Raw genomic sequence first — 16,802 nt, 5'->3', positions numbered from 1 at the left:
GTTTTTACAAAAAGCCACTACTACTTAGGCTTCTTGGTACCGTACTTCGAACGACCCTGGTTACGACCTTTAACGCCGGAAGTATCCAAAGAACCGCGTACGGTGTGGTAACGAACACCTGGCAAGTCTTTTACACGACCGCCGCGGATCAGTACCACGCTGTGCTCTTGCAGGTTGTGGCCTTCACCGCCGATGTACGAGGAAACCTCGAAACCGTTGGTCAGACGCACACGGCATACTTTACGCAGTGCCGAGTTAGGTTTTTTCGGCGTGGTGGTATACACACGGGTGCATACGCCACGACGTTGCGGGCAGTTCTGCAGCGCAGGCACGTCGGATTTCTCGACGATACGCTTACGCGGCTGACGTACCAGCTGGTTGATAGTTGCCATCTACTAGCTCCACTGTTGTCTTGCGACGCTATTGTCTTGCAAGAAAAGCAAAATGGCAGGAACGAATTCCCGCCAAATTTAGGGGTACAAGAGTCTAAAGAGGATCTTGCCCCCAGTCAAGGCAAGGCCCCGACCTCCCCACTCATCCAACCTCGACAAATCGTCTCGATTCGATGAACGGAACGGCCAGGGCCTTACGCTCATTTATCGCAGAACTCAGTTACCGCTTGAGTTCAGCGCTTCGGTCAGTGCAGCTTCCACTTCACTGGCGCTTACGCGCAACGGTTTGTCAGCATCACGGCGGCGCTTACGCTCGCTGTGATAAGCCAGACCGGTACCCGCCGGGATCAAACGACCCACGACTACGTTTTCTTTCAGGCCGCGCAGGTAATCGCGCTTGCCGGTTACCGCCGCTTCGGTCAGTACGCGAGTGGTTTCCTGGAAGGAAGCCGCCGAGATGAACGATTCGGTGGACAACGACGCCTTGGTGATACCCAGCAGTACGCGAGTGAACTTGGAAACGAATTTCTCGTCGCCAGCCAGACGCTCGTTCTCTACCAGAACGTGAGTCAATTCCATCTGGTCGCCCTTGATGAAACTGGAATCGCCGGATTCAGCGATTTCAACTTTACGCAGCATCTGACGCAGGATGGTCTCGATGTGCTTATCGTTGATCTTCACGCCTTGCAGACGATAAACGTCCTGGATCTCGTTCACGATGTACTTGGCCAGCGCACTCACACCCAGCAGACGCAGGATGTCGTGTGGATCGCTCGGGCCGTCGGAGATAACTTCGCCGCGGTTTACCTGTTCGCCTTCGAAGACGTTCAGGTGACGCCACTTCGGAATCAGCTCTTCGTACGGATCGCTACCGTCGTTCGGGGTGATAACCAGACGGCGCTTGCCCTTGGTCTCTTTACCGAACGCGATGGTGCCGCTGACTTCAGCCAGAATCGAGGCTTCTTTCGGACGACGGGCTTCGAACAAGTCGGCAACACGCGGCAGACCACCGGTGATGTCACGGGTCTTCGAAGTCTCTTGCGGAATACGAGCGATAACATCACCGATCGCGATTTTCGCACCGTCCGCTACACCAACCAGGGCGTTAGCAGGCAGGAAGTACTGAGCAATTACGTCGGTGCCCGGCAGCAAGAGATCCTTGCCATTGTCATCAACCATCTTCACAGCTGGACGGATATCTTTACCGGCAGCTGGACGGTCTTTGGCGTCGAGTACTTCAATGTTGGTCATACCGGTCAATTCGTCAGTCTGACGCTTGATCGTGATGCCTTCTTCCATGCCCACGTAGGTCACGGTACCTTTCATTTCGGTAACGATTGGGTGAGTGTGCGGATCCCACTTGGCCACGATTGCGCCAGCGTCGACCTTGTCACCTTCTTTAACCGAAATCACAGCACCGTACGGCAGCTTGTAGCGCTCGCGCTCACGACCGAAGTCATCAGCGATTGCCAGCTCACCGGAACGGGACACAGCAACCAGGCAACCGTCCACTCGCTCAACGTGCTTCAGGTTATGCAGACGGACGGTACCGCCATTTTTCACCTGAACGCTGTCGGCTGCAGAGGTCCGGCTTGCCGCACCACCGATGTGGAACGTACGCATGGTCAGCTGGGTACCCGGCTCACCGATGGACTGGGCAGCGATAACGCCGACCGCTTCACCGATGTTCACCTGGTGACCACGAGCCAAGTCACGGCCGTAGCACTTGGCGCAAATGCCGTAGCGGGTTTCGCAACTGATCGGCGAACGCACGATCACTTCGTCGATGCTGTTCAGCTCGATGAATTCGACCCACTTCTCATCTACCAGAGTGCCGGCAGGAACGATAACTTCCTCGGTACCCGGCTTGAATACGTCACGGGCAATGACACGACCCAATACGCGCTCACCCAACGGCTCAACAACGTCACCGCCTTCAATGTGCGGAGTCATTACCAGGCCATGTTCGGTGCCGCAATCGATCTCGGTCACAACCAGATCCTGCGCCACGTCTACCAGACGACGAGTCAGGTAACCGGAGTTCGCAGTTTTCAACGCGGTATCCGCCAAACCTTTACGAGCACCGTGAGTGGAGATGAAGTACTGAAGTACGCTCAAACCTTCACGGAAGTTCGCAGTAATCGGCGTTTCGATGATGGAACCGTCCGGCTTGGCCATCAGGCCACGCATACCGGCGAGCTGACGGATCTGCGCAGCAGAACCCCGTGCACCCGAGTCGGCCATCATGTACATCGAGTTGAAAGACTCTTGGTCGACTTCGACGCCATGACGGTCGATGACTTTCTCTTTCGAGAGGTTGGCCATCATCGCCTTGGAAACTTCGTCGTTCGCCTTGGACCAAAGGTCGATCACTTTGTTGTACTTCTCGCCCTGGGTTACCAGGCCGGAGGCGTACTGACTTTCGATCTCTTTCACTTCGTCGGTGGCTGCACCGATGATGCGGGCTTTTTCATCCGGGATAACGAAGTCGTTAACACCGATGGAAACGCCGGAGATGGTCGAATAAGCAAAACCGGTGTACATCAACTGGTCAGCGAAGATCACGGTCTCTTTCAAACCAACCACGCGATAGCACTGGTTGATCAGCTTGGAGATCGCCTTTTTCTTCATCGGCTGGTTGACGACGTCGTACGACAGGCCAGGTGGAACAACCTGGAACAACAGCGCACGGCCGACAGTGGTGTCGACGATACGGGTGTTCTTGACGCTGCCACCATCACGATCGTTGACGGTTTCGTTGATCCGCACTTTAACCTTGGCGTGCAGTGCAGCTTCGCCGGCACGGAACACACGGTCAACTTCCTGCAGATCCGCGAACACACGACCTTCGCCCTTGGCGTTGATCGCTTCACGAGTCATGTAGTACAGACCCAATACAACGTCCTGCGACGGAACGATGATTGGCTCACCGTTGGCTGGCGACAGAATGTTGTTGGTCGACATCATCAACGCACGCGCTTCCAACTGGGCTTCCAGTGTCAGCGGTACGTGCACGGCCATTTGGTCGCCGTCGAAGTCGGCGTTGTACGCAGCACAGACCAGAGGGTGCAGCTGGATAGCCTTACCTTCGATCAATACCGGTTCAAACGCCTGGATACCCAGACGGTGAAGGGTCGGTGCACGGTTGAGGAGAACCGGGTGTTCGCGAATCACTTCAGCGAGAACGTCCCAAACCTCTGGCAGCTCGCGCTCGACCATCTTCTTGGCAGCTTTGATGGTGGTAGCAAGACCACGCATTTCCAGCTTGCCGAAAATGAAGGGTTTGAACAGCTCGAGAGCCATCTTCTTCGGCAAACCGCACTGGTGCAGACGCAGGGTCGGACCAACGGTAATTACCGAACGACCGGAGTAGTCAACACGCTTACCGAGCAAGTTCTGACGGAAACGACCCTGCTTACCCTTGATCATGTCAGCCAGGGACTTCAGAGGACGCTTGTTGGAGCCGGTGATAGCGCGACCACGACGACCGTTGTCGAGCAGTGCGTCGACAGCTTCCTGCAACATGCGCTTTTCGTTGCGCACGATGATGTCCGGAGCGGACAGATCGAGCAGACGCTTCAAGCGGTTGTTACGGTTGATCACTCGACGATACAGATCGTTGAGGTCGGAAGTCGCGAAACGACCGCCATCCAGCGGGACCAGCGGACGCAGATCTGGCGGCAGAACCGGCAGAACGGTCAGCACCATCCACTCTGGCAGGTTGCCGGAACCCTGGAAGGCTTCCATCAACTTCAGACGCTTGGACAGCTTCTTGATTTTGGTTTCGGAGTTGGTTTGCGGAATTTCTTCACGCAGGCGGCCAATCTCGTGCTCCAGGTCGATAGCGTGCAGCAGTTCACGGACAGCCTCGGCACCCATGCGGGCATCGAAATCGTCGCCGAACTCTTCCAGCGCTTCGAAGTACTGCTCGTCGTTCAGCAGCTGACCTTTTTCAAGGGTGGTCATGCCTGGATCGATAACGACATAGCTCTCGAAGTAGAGAACGCGTTCGATATCACGCAGGGTCATGTCCATCAGCAAGCCGATACGCGACGGCAGCGATTTCAGGAACCAGATGTGGGCAACTGGCGAGGCCAGTTCGATGTGCGCCATGCGCTCACGACGAACTTTTGCCAGCGCGACTTCAACGCCGCACTTCTCGCAGATCACACCACGGTGCTTCAAGCGCTTGTACTTACCGCACAGGCACTCGTAATCCTTTACCGGGCCAAAGATCTTGGCGCAGAACAGGCCGTCGCGCTCAGGTTTGAACGTACGGTAGTTGATGGTTTCCGGCTTTTTAACTTCACCGAACGACCACGAACGGATCATCTCAGGCGATGCCAATCCAATACGGATGGCGTCGAACTCTTCGACTTGACCCTGGTTTTTCAGCAAATTCAGTAGGTCTTTCAAGGCCTTTCCTCCTGGCGGAGCAGAGAGCGGGCAATCCTGCCCCGCTCTCGATTCGCGTCACGTGTTATTCGGTTTCCAGATCGATATCGATGCCGAGGGAACGAATTTCTTTGATCAACACGTTGAAGGACTCGGGCATGCCCGGCTCCATACGGTGATCGCCGTCCACGATGTTTTTGTACATCTTGGTCCGACCGTTCACATCGTCCGACTTCACTGTGAGCATTTCTTGCAGAGTGTAAGCAGCACCGTATGCTTCCAGTGCCCAGACCTCCATCTCCCCGAAACGCTGACCACCGAACTGTGCCTTACCACCCAGCGGCTGCTGGGTAACCAGGCTGTACGAACCGGTAGAACGAGCGTGCATCTTGTCGTCTACCAAGTGGTTCAGCTTCAGCATGTACATGTAGCCAACAGTAACCGGGCGCTCGAACTTGTTGCCGGTACGGCCGTCGGTCAGCTGCATCTGGCCGCTTTCTGGCAGGTCTGCCAGTTTCAGCATGGCCTTGATTTCGCTTTCCTTGGCGCCGTCAAACACTGGGGTGGCCATTGGTACGCCGCCACGCAGGTTCTTCGCCAGATCCAGGATTTCCTGGTCGGAGAAGCTATCCAGATCTTCGTTACGACCGCCGATCTGGTTGTAGATCTCGTCCAGGAAGGTGCGAAGTTCAGCAACTTTACGCTGCTCTTCGACCATCCGGTTGATCTTCTCGCCCAGACCTTTGGCCGCGAGGCCCAGGTGGGTTTCAAGGATCTGACCAACGTTCATACGCGAAGGTACGCCCAACGGGTTGAGGACGACGTCGACCGGGGTGCCATTGGCATCGTGCGGCATGTCTTCAACCGGCATGATCACGGAGACCACACCTTTGTTACCGTGACGACCGGCCATCTTGTCGCCCGGCTGGATGCGACGACGGATTGCCAGGTAAACCTTGACGATTTTCAGCACGCCTGGAGCCAGGTCATCGCCCTGCTGCAGTTTGCGCTTCTTGTCTTCGAACTTGTCGTCCAGCAGACGACGGCGATCAACGATGTAGGCCTGAGCCTTCTCGAGCTGCTCGTTCAGAGCATCTTCAGCCATGCGCAGTTTGAACCACTGACCATGCTCAAGACCGTCGAGAACTTCGTCGGTGATTTCCTGACCTTTCTTCAGACCGGCGCCGCCTTCGGCTTTGTGGCCGACCAGAGCAGAACGCAGACGTTCGAAAGTGGCGCCTTCAACGATACGGAACTCTTCGTTCAGGTCCTTGCGGATCTCGTCGAGTTGAGTCTTCTCGATCGACAGTGCACGAGCATCACGCTCAACGCCGTCACGGGTGAAGACCTGCACGTCGATGACAGTACCCTTGGTGCCTGTAGGCACGCGCAGGGAAGTGTCTTTAACGTCGCTGGCTTTTTCACCGAAGATGGCACGCAGCAGTTTTTCTTCCGGAGTCAGTTGGGTCTCGCCTTTCGGAGTGACCTTACCGACCAGGATGTCGCCTGCGCCAACTTCAGCACCTACGTAAACGATACCGGCTTCGTCCAGCTTGTTCAGTGCAGCTTCACCCACGTTCGGGATGTCTGCAGTGATTTCCTCTGGCCCAAGCTTGGTGTCACGCGCCACACAGGTCAGTTCCTGAATGTGGATCGTGGTGAAACGGTCTTCCTGAACAACACGCTCGGACAGGCAGATGGAGTCTTCGAAGTTGAAGCCGTTCCATGCCATGAACGCAATGCGCATGTTCTGACCCAGAGCCAGTTCACCCATATCGGTGGACGGACCGTCGGCCATGATGTCGCTGCGCTGAACCCGATCACCCTTGCTCACCAGCGGACGCTGGTTGATGCAGGTGTTCTGGTTGGAGCGGGTGTACTTGGTCAGGTTGTAGATGTCGACACCAGCTTCGCCGGTTTCAACTTCATCATCAGCAACACGAACCACGATACGGCTGGCGTCGACGGAGTCGATCACGCCGCCACGACGAGCCACGACGCAAACGCCGGAGTCACGGGCTACGTTACGCTCCATACCGGTACCGACCAGCGGCTTGTCAGCGCGCAGGGTTGGTACAGCTTGACGCTGCATGTTCGAACCCATCAACGCGCGGTTGGCGTCGTCGTGCTCGAGGAACGGGATCAGCGACGCTGCAACCGAAACTACCTGCTTCGGCGATACGTCCATCAAGGTCACGTCTTCCGGCGCCTTGACGGTGAACTCGTTCAAGTGACGAACAGCTACCAGCTCGTCGATCAGGACTTTCTTGTCGTTCATCGTGGCCGAAGCCTGAGCGATCACGTGATCAGCTTCTTCGATGGCGGACAGGAACACGATCTCGTCGGTGACCAGAGCGTCTTTCACCACACGGTACGGGCTCTCGAGGAAGCCGTACTGGTTGGTGCGCGCATAGGCAGCCAAGGAGTTGATCAGACCGATGTTCGGACCTTCCGGCGTTTCAATCGGGCATACACGACCGTAGTGAGTCGGGTGTACGTCACGCACTTCAAAGCCAGCACGCTCACGAGTCAAACCGCCAGGGCCGAGTGCAGAGACACGACGCTTGTGGGTGATCTCGGACAGCGGGTTGTTCTGGTCCATGAACTGGGAAAGCTGGCTGGAACCGAAGAACTCTTTCACCGCCGCAGCCACAGGCTTGGCGTTGATCAGGTCTTGCGGCATCAGGCCTTCGCTTTCAGCCATCGACAGACGCTCTTTGACCGCACGCTCAACACGTACCAGGCCAACGCGGAACTGGTTCTCGGCCATTTCGCCTACGCAGCGAACACGACGGTTACCCAGGTGGTCGATGTCATCGACGATGCCTTTGCCGTTACGGATGTCGACCAGAGTCTTCAGTACCGCGACGATGTCTTCTTTGCACAACACGCCCGAACCTTCGATCTCGGTACGACCGATACGACGGTTGAACTTCATCCGGCCGACCGCAGACAGGTCATAGCGCTCAGGACTGAAGAACAGGTTGTTGAACAGGGTTTCGGCAGCGTCTTTGGTTGGCGGCTCACCAGGACGCATCATGCGATAGATCTCGACCAGCGCTTCCAATTGGTTGCTGGTGGAGTCGATCTTCAGAGTGTCGGAGACGAACGGACCGCAGTCGATATCGTTGGTGTACAGAGTTTCGATGCGAACAACCTGAGCCTTGGCGATTTTTGCCAGGATTTCGGTGTTCAGCTCGGTGTTGCACTCCGCCAGGATTTCGCCGGTTGCCGGATGCACGATGACCTTGGCGGTAGTGCGACCCAGGACGTAGTCCAGAGGCACTTGCAGCTCTTTGATCCCTGCTTTTTCCAGCTGGTTGATGTGGCGAGCAGTGATACGACGACCTTGCTCGACAATAACCTTGCCTTTGTCATCCAGGATATCCAGGACAGCAATTTCACCACGCAGGCGCTGAGGCACCAGTTCCAGGCTGAGGTTTTCACCTTGCACGTGGAAGACGTTGGTGGTGTAGAACGCGTCCAGCACTTCTTCAGTGGTATAGCCCAGCGCGCGCAGCAGTACCGATGCAGGCAGCTTGCGACGACGGTCGATACGCACGAACACGCAGTCTTTCGGGTCGAACTCGAAGTCCAGCCACGAACCGCGGTAAGGAATGATGCGCGCGGAGTACAGCAGTTTGCCGGAGCTGTGCGTCTTGCCACGGTCGTGGTCGAAGAACACGCCCGGGGAACGGTGCAGCTGGGAAACGATTACACGCTCGGTACCGTTGATTACGAAGGTACCGTTTTCAGTCATCAGGGGGATTTCACCCATGTAGACTTCTTGCTCTTTGATGTCCTTGATCGCTTTGTTCGACGATTCTTTGTCGAAAATGATCAGGCGCACTTTTACCCGCAAAGGTACGGCGTAAGTTACACCGCGCAATACGCATTCTTTGACATCAAATGCCGGTTCGCCCAGGCGATAACCGACGTACTCCAGCGCAGCATTGCCGGAGTAGCTGATGATCGGGAAAACGGATTTGAAGGCCGCATGCAGGCCCACGTCGCGGAACTGATCTTTAGTCGCTCCCGCTTGCAAGAATTCACGATACGAATCCAGCTGGATGGCCAGGAGGTACGGCACATCCATGACGTCCGGCAACTTGCTAAAGTCCTTGCGGATACGTTTTTTCTCAGTATATGAGTAAGCCATCAGCGTTCCCCAGCTTGGTCACCTGCTTGTTTGGCCCCTCCCGACGGGAGCAGCCAGAAAATCGTGCAAACCCCATGGTTTGCGCCACCGCATCGGGTGGTTACAGCTCGTTACCAGCACCGACCCAGTCGGCTGCCAATAACGGAAAAAGGCCGGTGGCAAGAGCCACCAGCCATCAGCCTTTCGCTTAACGCTCGGGCTGGAGGTGCAAAGTCGATGCTTACTTCAGCTCGACTTTAGCGCCTGCTTCTTCCAGAGTTGCTTTGGCTTTGTCAGCTGCGTCTTTCGAAACAGCTTCCAGAACCATGGCAGGAGCGCCGTCAACTACAGCCTTGGCTTCTTTCAGGCCCAGACCGGTCAGTTCACGTACTGCCTTGATCACGTTAACTTTCTTCTCGCCAGCTTCGGTCAGCATGACGTTGAATTCAGTTTGTTCTTCAACAACAGCGGCAGCAGCAGCTGGACCAGCAGCAGCAACAGCAGCGGTAACGCCGAAGGTTTCTTCCATTGCTTTGATCAGCTCAACAACTTCCAGAACGGTTTTCTGGCCGATTGCTTCGATGATTTGCTCGTTAGTCAGAGACATGACTATAAATTCCTGTATTGGGGTGACAGCCTACGCAGCCATCAAATTAAACATATGATTTTGAAAGGGCTTGCAGTGCCTTAGGCAGCGGCAGCTTCTTTCTGGTCGCGAACGGCCGCCAGAGTACGAGCCAGCTTGCTGGTAGCGCCTTGAATCACGCTCATCAGCTTTGCAATGGCTTCGTCGCGAGTTGGCAGCGAAGCCAACACATCGATCTGGTTTGCTGCGAGGAACTTGCCCTCGAACGCAGCTGCCTTGATTTCGAACTTATCCTGACCTTTTGCGAATTCTTTGAAGATACGAGCAGCAGCGCCCGGATGCTCTTTCGAAAATGCAATCAAGGTCGGGCCAGTGAACACGTCGTTGAGCACGTCATATTGAGTGCCAGCAACGGCGCGCTTGAGCAGGGTGTTACGTACAACACGCACGTAAACGCCAGCCTCACGAGCCTCTTTACGGAGTCCGGTCATAGCGCCAACTGTCACGCCGCGGGCATCAGCCACAACAGCAGACAGGGCAACATTGGCAGCCTCGTTGACTTCAGCGACGATGGCCTTCTTGTCTTCGAGTTTAATTGCCACGGGTTTAACTCCTGCTTGTTACCGTTTCATCCAGCCGAAGCCGGATGTCGTTTTGGTGTCTGATTCGGTAAGGAACCGGGAGCACCATCTGCGTAGGCTTGTGGTTTAAGACTTGCGTCGCCTACGGTCTTGGATAGCCCCCGCCAGGCAGGGACCCCAATCTTTCAATTGGCGCAATCGCTTGCGCCAACCTGTGTCTTACGCGTCGAGCGAGCCTTGGTCGATGACCAGACCTGGCCCCATGGTGGTGCTCAGGGTAACGCGCTTGACGTAAATACCTTTCGAGGAAGCTGGCTTGATACGCTTCAGATCAGCGATCAGGGCTTCAACGTTTTCCTTCAGCTTGACGGCATCGAAACCGACTTTGCCAACGGAGGTGTGGATGATGCCGTTTTTGTCGGTGCGATAACGAACCTGACCAGCCTTGGCGTTTTTAACCGCGGTAGCGACGTCTGGAGTTACAGTGCCGACTTTAGGGTTAGGCATCAGGCCGCGCGGGCCGAGGATCTGACCCAACTGACCAACAACGCGCATGGCATCCGGGGATGCGATAACTACGTCATAGTTCAGGTCGCCGCCTTTCATTTCGGCAGCCAGGTCGTCCATACCTACACGGTCAGCGCCGGCAGCCAGAGCGGCCTCGGCAGCTGGACCCTGGGTGAACACAGCAACGCGAACAGTCTTGCCAGTGCCGTGTGGCAGCACGGTAGCGCTACGAACGACCTGGTCGGATTTACGCGGGTCAACACCCAGGTTCACAGCAACGTCGAACGACTCGCTGAACTTGACAGTCGACAGCTCAGCCAGCAGAGCAGCAGCGTCTACAAAGTTGTAAGACTTGCCTGCTTCGATTTTGCCGGCGATAGCCTTTTGACGCTTGGTCAACTTAGCCATTACACACCCTCCACGTTAAGGCCCATGCTACGAGCAGAACCGGCGATAGTACGCACGGCTGCTTCCATATCAGCTGCAGTCAGATCCGCGTTTTTGGTTTTCGCGATTTCTTCCAGCTGAGCACGAGTCACGGTGCCAACCTTAACGGTGTTCGGACGAGCGGAACCGCTAGTCAGACCAGCAGCCTTCTTCAGCAGAACCGAAGCAGGTGTGGATTTGGTTTCGAAAGTGAAGCTACGGTCGCTGTAGACAGTGATGATCACTGGAGTCGGCAGACCTGGCTCAATACCCTGAGTACGGGCGTTGAAAGCCTTGCAGAATTCCATGATGTTCACGCCGTGCTGACCCAGAGCAGGACCAACAGGTGGGCTTGGGTTAGCCTGAGCGGCCTTCACTTGCAGCTTGATGTAAGCGGTAATCTTCTTGGCCATGAGGCACTCCAATTACGGGTTCGAACGCCTCGAAAGGCTCCCCGGTTACTTGCGCGTTTATCCCAGTGACGACAAAACCCCACAGCCTAGGGCTGCGGGGTTGGGATGTTTGCTCAGCTAGACCTTTTCGACCTGGCTGAACTCTAGCTCTACCGGAGTAGAGCGACCGAAAATGAGCACTGCCACTTGGATCCGGCTCTTCTCGTAATTAACTTCTTCAACCGTGCCAGTAAAATCAGCAAACGGCCCGTCATTGACGCGCACCGACTCGCCCGGCTCGAACAGTGTCTTCGGCTTCGGCTTGTCGCTACCATCAGCAACGCGACGCAGAATCGCTTCTGCCTCTTTATCCGTGATCGGTGCAGGCTTATCAGCAGTACCGCCGATGAAACCCATCACCCGAGGAGTATCCTTGACCAAGTGCCAAGTACCCTCGTTCATGTCCATCTGGACCAGCACATAACCAGGGAAGAACTTGCGCTCGCTTTTGCGTTTCTGGCCATTACGCATTTCAACCACTTCTTCAGTGGGAACCAGAATTTCGCCAAAGCCATCTTCCATGCCAGCCAGCTTTACGCGCTCTACCAACGAGCGCATGACATGCTTCTCGTAACCGGAGTAAGCATGCACAACGTACCAACGCTTAGCCACGGGACACCCTTAGCCGACAATCAAGGAAACAAGCCAGCCGAGCAGGGAATCTAGCCCCCACAACAGCAACGCCATAACCAGAACAACAGCCACAACAATCAGTGTGGTCTGCGTGGTTTCTTGGCGAGTTGGCCATACGACTTTACGAATCTCGGTGCGAGCTTCCTTAACCAGTACAAAGAAAGACTTGCCCTTGACTGTCTGCAGACCTACAAAGGCAGCTACAGCAGCAATGACAAGCAAAGCAAGTACGCGGTACAGGATCGGCGAAGCAGAGTAATACTGATTGCCAACAACGCCAACAACCACCAAAGCGACTACCACTAGCCACTTGAGCAGATCGAAGCGAGAGCCTTGAGCTTCAGCTTTAGGAGTCATCTATGAAGATCCTGTGAAAAGAAAGCCAGACACACCAAGTGAATCTGGCAGGTCAGGAGGGAATCGAACCCCCAACCTACGGTTTTGGAGACCGTCGCTCTGCCAATTGAGCTACTGACCTAAAACAAAATCAGGCCGACCATTATGCCGGCCCGAAAAAGACATTACAACAACTTACTCGATGACTTTTGCTACGACACCAGCGCCGACGGTACGACCGCCCTCACGGATAGCGAAACGCAGACCATCTTCCATCGCGATGGTTTTGATCAGGGTAACGGTCATTTGAACGTTGTCACCCGGCATCACCATTTCAACACCTTCTGGCAGCTCGCAGTTACCAGTCACGTCAGTCGTACGGAAGTAGAACTGTGGACGGTAGCCTTTGAAGAACGGCGTATGACGACCACCTTCCTCCTTGCTCAGAACGTAAACCTCAGCAGTGAACTTGGTATGCGGCTTGACAGTGCCGGGCTTGACCAGAACCTGGCCACGCTCAACATCATCACGCTTGGTACCACGCAGCAGAACGCCGCAGTTCTCACCTGCACGACCTTCATCGAGCAGCTTGCGGAACATTTCAACACCAGTACAAGTAGTTTTGACAGTGTCACGAAGACCAACAATCTCAACCTCTTCCTGAATGCGGACAATGCCACGCTCAACACGACCAGTCACAACAGTACCGCGACCAGAGATCGAGAACACGTCCTCGATCGGCATCAGGAACGGCTTATCGATAGCACGCTCAGGCTGCGGAATATAGCTATCCAGAGTCTCGACCAACTTCTTGACGGCGGTAGTACCCATCTCGTTGTCGTCTTGACCATTCAGCGCCATCAGAGCCGAACCAATGATGATCGGAGTGTCATCACCTGGGAAATCGTAAGTGCTCAGAAGATCGCGCACTTCCATCTCAACCAGCTCCAGCAGCTCAGCATCGTCAACCATGTCAGCCTTGTTCAGGAAGACAACAATGTACGGAACGCCAACCTGACGGGACAACAGGATATGCTCACGGGTTTGCGGCATCGGACCATCAGCGGCCGAGCAAACCAGAATCGCACCATCCATCTGCGCAGCACCGGTGATCATGTTTTTTACGTAGTCAGCGTGACCTGGACAGTCAACGTGTGCGTAGTGACGCACAGCCGAATCGTACTCAACGTGAGCGGTGTTAATGGTAATGCCACGAGCTTTTTCTTCTGGGGCGCTATCGATCTTGTCGAAGTCAACCTTTGCCGAACCGAACACTTCGGAGCAGACACGGGTCAGAGCGGCGGTCAAAGTCGTCTTGCCGTGGTCTACGTGACCAATGGTTCCAACGTTGACGTGCGGCTTGTTACGCTCGAACTTTTCCTTAGCCATCGAAATCACCCCTAGCAGAAGAATTAAGCAAGTACTATCAACCATTAAAACAAAGGCAGATATTTTCATATCTGCCTTGTTATATGGAGCTCTTGAGCGGATTTGAACCGCTGACCTCACCCTTACCAAGGGTGTGCTCTACCAACTGAGCTACAAGAGCGTGACACTTTGCAGGACCTGCAAACTTGGAGCGGGTAGCGGGAATCGAACCCGCATCATCAGCTTGGAAGGCTGAGGTTCTACCACTAAACTATACCCGCGGAGCTTGCAGCTCTCGCTAAAAATGGTGGAGGGGGAAGGATTCGAACCTTCGAAGTCGTAGACGTCAGATTTACAGTCTGATCCCTTTGGCCGCTCGGGAACCCCTCCTAAGCGAGCCGGCATTCTATATCATGCCAGCCTTCTGTCAAGCATTTTCTCATTAAAAACCTGAGGTTAGCTGCGTTGACCTCGCTTCACACTGCTAACCGTTAAAGGTCTTCACTGCGAAGCGGGCGCCATTCTATGCAAACTATTCGGCGGGTGCAACCCCCTCGCACGGCATTATTTTATGTTTTAACTCATTGAATTCTTTGGAAAGGTTTTTTAGCTGCGAGTCATCTAGCCAACGCCGGCTTTCTGGTGCCACACGCACCCAGTAACCATCAGACCCAGCAGGGGCCCTCAGCAAGGACTCGAACTTGATTTCCATGCCACTCAATCGCCGCTCAACCGCCTGAGCCGCTTCCTGACGAGTAAAACCGCCAAGATAGAGGCATCCATCGTCTGCCTGGGCAGACTTTCCTTTATCACGAGCCGCTTCAGTCGCTTCACTTAACAAACGAATGTCCTGCTGCGAACCCCGATACAAACTCAAAGGGGTTACATCTTTCGCGCGAAGCGGAGCCTCCTGTTGGTGCCAGACGTAATAGAACACATTGAGAACAAACAACAACAGGAACAACCAACGCATAAAAACCTCAGGACAAGGGGCACGCCATCGCCAAACCTACAAATACCAGGTCTGGAACCACCCTGGCCTCAGGCACAATCTCAGAGACCAGATCAGCATCCCCTCCAGTCAGAAAGACTGCGAAATCATCTCCCCAATAGCTGCGCGCCAACTCTAGCTGAGTCAGGACAAATCCTCTCAACATTAACAAACAACCTCGCTCGACCGCCTCGACGGTTGTGCGCCCAGGAACAAGACTCTCCAAAGCGCGCTCGGCAGCAAGATCTCCATAACGAATTCTACGGGTATGAGTACGCAGCTGGTTGCGCATCAAAGGCATCCCCGGACAGATAAATCCCCCGAGATGCTCACCATCCCCCGCAATAAAGTCAGCCGTAACAGCCGTACCAAAGTCGAGCACCAGACAAGCACCCGAAGCCAGATGAAATCCTCCAAGCATTGCAAGCCAGCGATCAAGCCCTAGCCGCTCGAACTCCTCATAGCCATTTCGAACCCCGGACATCTCCCGAGCCGGTGCCGCGCACACTACGGAAACACCGAAAGCCTCGGTCAGCAGAGAAATCAGCGCACTGGTTTCTTCGGCGGTTCTGACACTGACCAAACGACAATGTGTGAGAGCGAGCCCCTTGAGCCCTTTCAAGCCCTCCAGCAATGCGAGATCTGAATCAACGACTCCCTCGCCAACCACCCGCCGGACATCCTCGCCGAGCACACGCCACTTGATGAAACTGTTTCCACAATCGAGCTCAAGAATCATCACGTAACCTCAGGCTGAGCTCGCCACCACTAAAGACCTTCTCCACACCATTCACCTTCAAGCGCAAGGCACCCTGACCATCGATACCCAGCACCTCTCCATCTATTTGACTCACACCGGCAATCAACGACACCGCCCGCCCCTGCCATAGATGATTTTGCTCCCACTCCGCCTGGATAGCCGGAAATCCTCCGGCCTGGTGTCGACTTAAATAGGCCTGGAGCATCAACCCTAACTCCGCAACCAGATAATTGCGATCAACTGCCTTACCCGACTCAAGCCGCATGGACGTCCACTGCTGATCAACCTCATCGGTCATCTGCATGTTTACATTGATTCCGACACCGATTACCACGTGACACACGTCAGCAGGATCCCCCACTAACTCGAGCAGTATTCCTGCAATCTTTTGCTGACCCACCAGAACATCATTCGGCCACTTCAACCCCACAGCTGAAATACCAAGCCCTCGCAAGGCTTGCATTACGGCAAGCCCGACGACAAGACTCAAGCCTTCCAGCTGACGCATACCACCATCAATGCGCAGCACCAGACTGTAATAAACGTTTTCCGCGAACGGGCTCACCCATTTGCGTCCACGCCGCCCGCGACCGGCCGTCTGTCGCTCAGCGAGCACCAGAAATGGCGCAGGCTGGCCACGCTCGATAGCGCGTAAGGCTTCAGCGTTGGTAGAGTCAATTGAATCGAAGACTAGAATGGGCCACTCGCAAGAAGGCGCCCGCGCGCTTATTTCCGCAGGATCAAGTAGCGTCAATGGCGCAGCCAGTTGATAGCCGCGACCGCGCACTTTGTGAATGGATAAACCGAGCTCAGCTTCCAAGTGCTGAAGCTGCTTCCATACAGCGCTACGACTGACGCCCAAGGCAGCACCCAGGGCTTGGCCCGAATGGAATCGACCATCCTTAAGAAGCTTTAACAACGTCAGCATGCAAGTCTCGCCTCACAATGAGGCCCGCATGATAGCCATGCCCCGGGCTGTTGCATAGAAACCCTACAAGCGAGATTTTCCTGCGGACAAAACAAAACCCCTACCTGCATACGCAGATAGGGGTTTCGGAATTTAATCTTGACGATGACCTACTCTCACATGGGGAAACCCCACACTACCATCGGCGATGCATCGTTTCACTGCTGAGTTCGGGATGGGATCAGGTGGTTCCAATGCTCTATGGTCGTCAAGAAATTCGGTAGCCAGCTCGTGTTCTCTTGCGAGGTCACGCTCCAGCGAATGGGTATG

Annotated in this window: 13 protein-coding genes, 4 tRNA genes and 1 rRNA gene; all 18 read right to left on the bottom strand. The window is 55.1% G+C overall.

Annotated elements, in window-relative coordinates; genetic code table 11:
* Positions 1–20 precede the first annotated feature (20 nt).
* The 18 genes from rpsL to rrf all read right to left on the bottom strand — a co-directional run bounded on the left by rpsL (position 21) and on the right by rrf (position 16,745).
* Positions 21–392, bottom strand: a complete 372-nt coding sequence (gene rpsL / locus PSH88_RS03245; protein WP_002555494.1) for a 30S ribosomal protein S12 — start codon at positions 390–392, stop codon at positions 21–23.
* A 216-nt stretch (positions 393–608) separates the two neighbouring features.
* Positions 609–4,808, bottom strand: coding sequence for a DNA-directed RNA polymerase subunit beta' (gene rpoC / locus PSH88_RS03240; RefSeq protein WP_017341073.1), 4,200 nt, complete (start codon positions 4,806–4,808; stop codon positions 609–611).
* Between the two features lie 64 nt (positions 4,809–4,872).
* Entirely contained in the window at positions 4,873–8,946 is a 4,074-nt protein-coding gene (gene rpoB / locus PSH88_RS03235) for a DNA-directed RNA polymerase subunit beta (protein ID WP_007896631.1), read from the bottom strand.
* Positions 8,947–9,166: 220 nt separating this feature from the next.
* Complete coding sequence (gene rplL, locus PSH88_RS03230; RefSeq protein ID WP_305424904.1) at positions 9,167–9,532, bottom strand: 50S ribosomal protein L7/L12; 366 nt, start codon at positions 9,530–9,532, stop codon at positions 9,167–9,169.
* 80 nt (positions 9,533–9,612) lie between these two features.
* Complete coding sequence (rplJ, locus tag PSH88_RS03225; protein WP_305424903.1) at positions 9,613–10,113, bottom strand: 50S ribosomal protein L10; 501 nt, start codon at positions 10,111–10,113, stop codon at positions 9,613–9,615.
* A 198-nt stretch (positions 10,114–10,311) separates the two neighbouring features.
* Positions 10,312–11,007 carry a 50S ribosomal protein L1 gene (gene rplA, locus PSH88_RS03220; RefSeq protein ID WP_007896626.1) on the bottom strand — a complete coding sequence of 232 codons (696 nt, stop codon included), beginning with the start codon at positions 11,005–11,007 and terminating at the stop codon, positions 10,312–10,314.
* A complete protein-coding gene (gene rplK, locus PSH88_RS03215) occupies positions 11,007–11,438 on the bottom strand; it encodes a 50S ribosomal protein L11 (RefSeq protein ID WP_008008888.1) in 432 nt (143 codons plus the stop codon). Before rplK ends, rplA begins: the two co-directional genes overlap by 1 nt.
* A gap of 117 nt (positions 11,439–11,555) precedes the next feature.
* A complete protein-coding gene (gene nusG, locus PSH88_RS03210) occupies positions 11,556–12,089 on the bottom strand; it encodes a transcription termination/antitermination protein NusG (RefSeq protein WP_007896622.1) in 534 nt (177 codons plus the stop codon).
* A gap of 9 nt (positions 12,090–12,098) precedes the next feature.
* Positions 12,099–12,467, bottom strand: a complete 369-nt coding sequence (secE, locus tag PSH88_RS03205) for a preprotein translocase subunit SecE (protein ID WP_007896620.1) — start codon at positions 12,465–12,467, stop codon at positions 12,099–12,101.
* Positions 12,468–12,512: 45 nt separating this feature from the next.
* Positions 12,513–12,588: transfer RNA gene (locus PSH88_RS03200), tRNA-Trp, on the bottom strand.
* A 53-nt stretch (positions 12,589–12,641) separates the two neighbouring features.
* Positions 12,642–13,835: an elongation factor Tu gene (gene tuf / locus PSH88_RS03195; RefSeq protein WP_007896619.1), complete on the bottom strand. Its 1,194-nt coding sequence runs from the start codon at positions 13,833–13,835 to the stop codon at positions 12,642–12,644.
* Between the two features lie 84 nt (positions 13,836–13,919).
* Positions 13,920–13,995 (bottom strand) — tRNA-Thr (locus PSH88_RS03190).
* Positions 13,996–14,021: 26 nt separating this feature from the next.
* Positions 14,022–14,095 (bottom strand) — tRNA-Gly (locus PSH88_RS03185).
* A gap of 24 nt (positions 14,096–14,119) precedes the next feature.
* A tRNA-Tyr gene (locus PSH88_RS03180) sits at positions 14,120–14,204 on the bottom strand.
* Between the two features lie 142 nt (positions 14,205–14,346).
* Positions 14,347–14,787 (bottom strand): hypothetical protein, encoded by a 441-nt coding sequence (locus tag PSH88_RS03175; RefSeq protein ID WP_305424902.1) that lies wholly within the window; start codon positions 14,785–14,787, stop codon positions 14,347–14,349.
* A 7-nt stretch (positions 14,788–14,794) separates the two neighbouring features.
* Entirely contained in the window at positions 14,795–15,544 is a 750-nt protein-coding gene (locus tag PSH88_RS03170) for a pantothenate kinase (protein WP_305424901.1), read from the bottom strand.
* Positions 15,534–16,493: a bifunctional biotin--[acetyl-CoA-carboxylase] ligase/biotin operon repressor BirA gene (gene birA / locus PSH88_RS03165; RefSeq protein ID WP_305483467.1), complete on the bottom strand. Its 960-nt coding sequence runs from the start codon at positions 16,491–16,493 to the stop codon at positions 15,534–15,536. Before birA ends, PSH88_RS03170 begins: the two co-directional genes overlap by 11 nt.
* A gap of 136 nt (positions 16,494–16,629) precedes the next feature.
* A 5S ribosomal RNA gene (rrf, locus tag PSH88_RS03160) occupies positions 16,630–16,745 on the bottom strand.
* Positions 16,746–16,802 lie beyond the last annotated feature (57 nt).

This window comes from Pseudomonas wuhanensis (assembly GCF_030687395.1).
Lineage (GTDB): Bacteria > Pseudomonadota > Gammaproteobacteria > Pseudomonadales > Pseudomonadaceae > Aquipseudomonas > Aquipseudomonas wuhanensis.
This window is presented reverse-complemented; position numbering and strand designations above follow the sequence as displayed.

Excerpts from the sequence above, each read along its gene's own strand:
- rplK (WP_008008888.1), bottom strand. The coding sequence starts at position 11,438 with ATGGCCAAGAAGATTACCGCTTACATCAAGCTGCAAGTGAAGGCCGCT.
- birA (WP_305483467.1), bottom strand. The coding sequence starts at position 16,493 with ATGCTGACGTTGTTAAAGCTTCTTAAGGATGGTCGATTCCATTCGGGC.
- PSH88_RS03170 (WP_305424901.1), bottom strand. The coding sequence starts at position 15,544 with ATGATTCTTGAGCTCGATTGTGGAAACAGTTTCATCAAGTGGCGTGTG.
- PSH88_RS03175 (WP_305424902.1), bottom strand. The coding sequence starts at position 14,787 with ATGCGTTGGTTGTTCCTGTTGTTGTTTGTTCTCAATGTGTTCTATTAC.
- secE (WP_007896620.1), bottom strand. The coding sequence starts at position 12,467 with ATGACTCCTAAAGCTGAAGCTCAAGGCTCTCGCTTCGATCTGCTCAAG.
- rpoB (WP_007896631.1), bottom strand. The coding sequence starts at position 8,946 with ATGGCTTACTCATATACTGAGAAAAAACGTATCCGCAAGGACTTTAGC.
- rplL (WP_305424904.1), bottom strand. The coding sequence starts at position 9,532 with ATGTCTCTGACTAACGAGCAAATCATCGAAGCAATCGGCCAGAAAACC.
- rpsL (WP_002555494.1), bottom strand. The coding sequence starts at position 392 with ATGGCAACTATCAACCAGCTGGTACGTCAGCCGCGTAAGCGTATCGTC.
- rplA (WP_007896626.1), bottom strand. The coding sequence starts at position 11,007 with ATGGCTAAGTTGACCAAGCGTCAAAAGGCTATCGCCGGCAAAATCGAA.
- tuf (WP_007896619.1), bottom strand. The coding sequence starts at position 13,835 with ATGGCTAAGGAAAAGTTCGAGCGTAACAAGCCGCACGTCAACGTTGGA.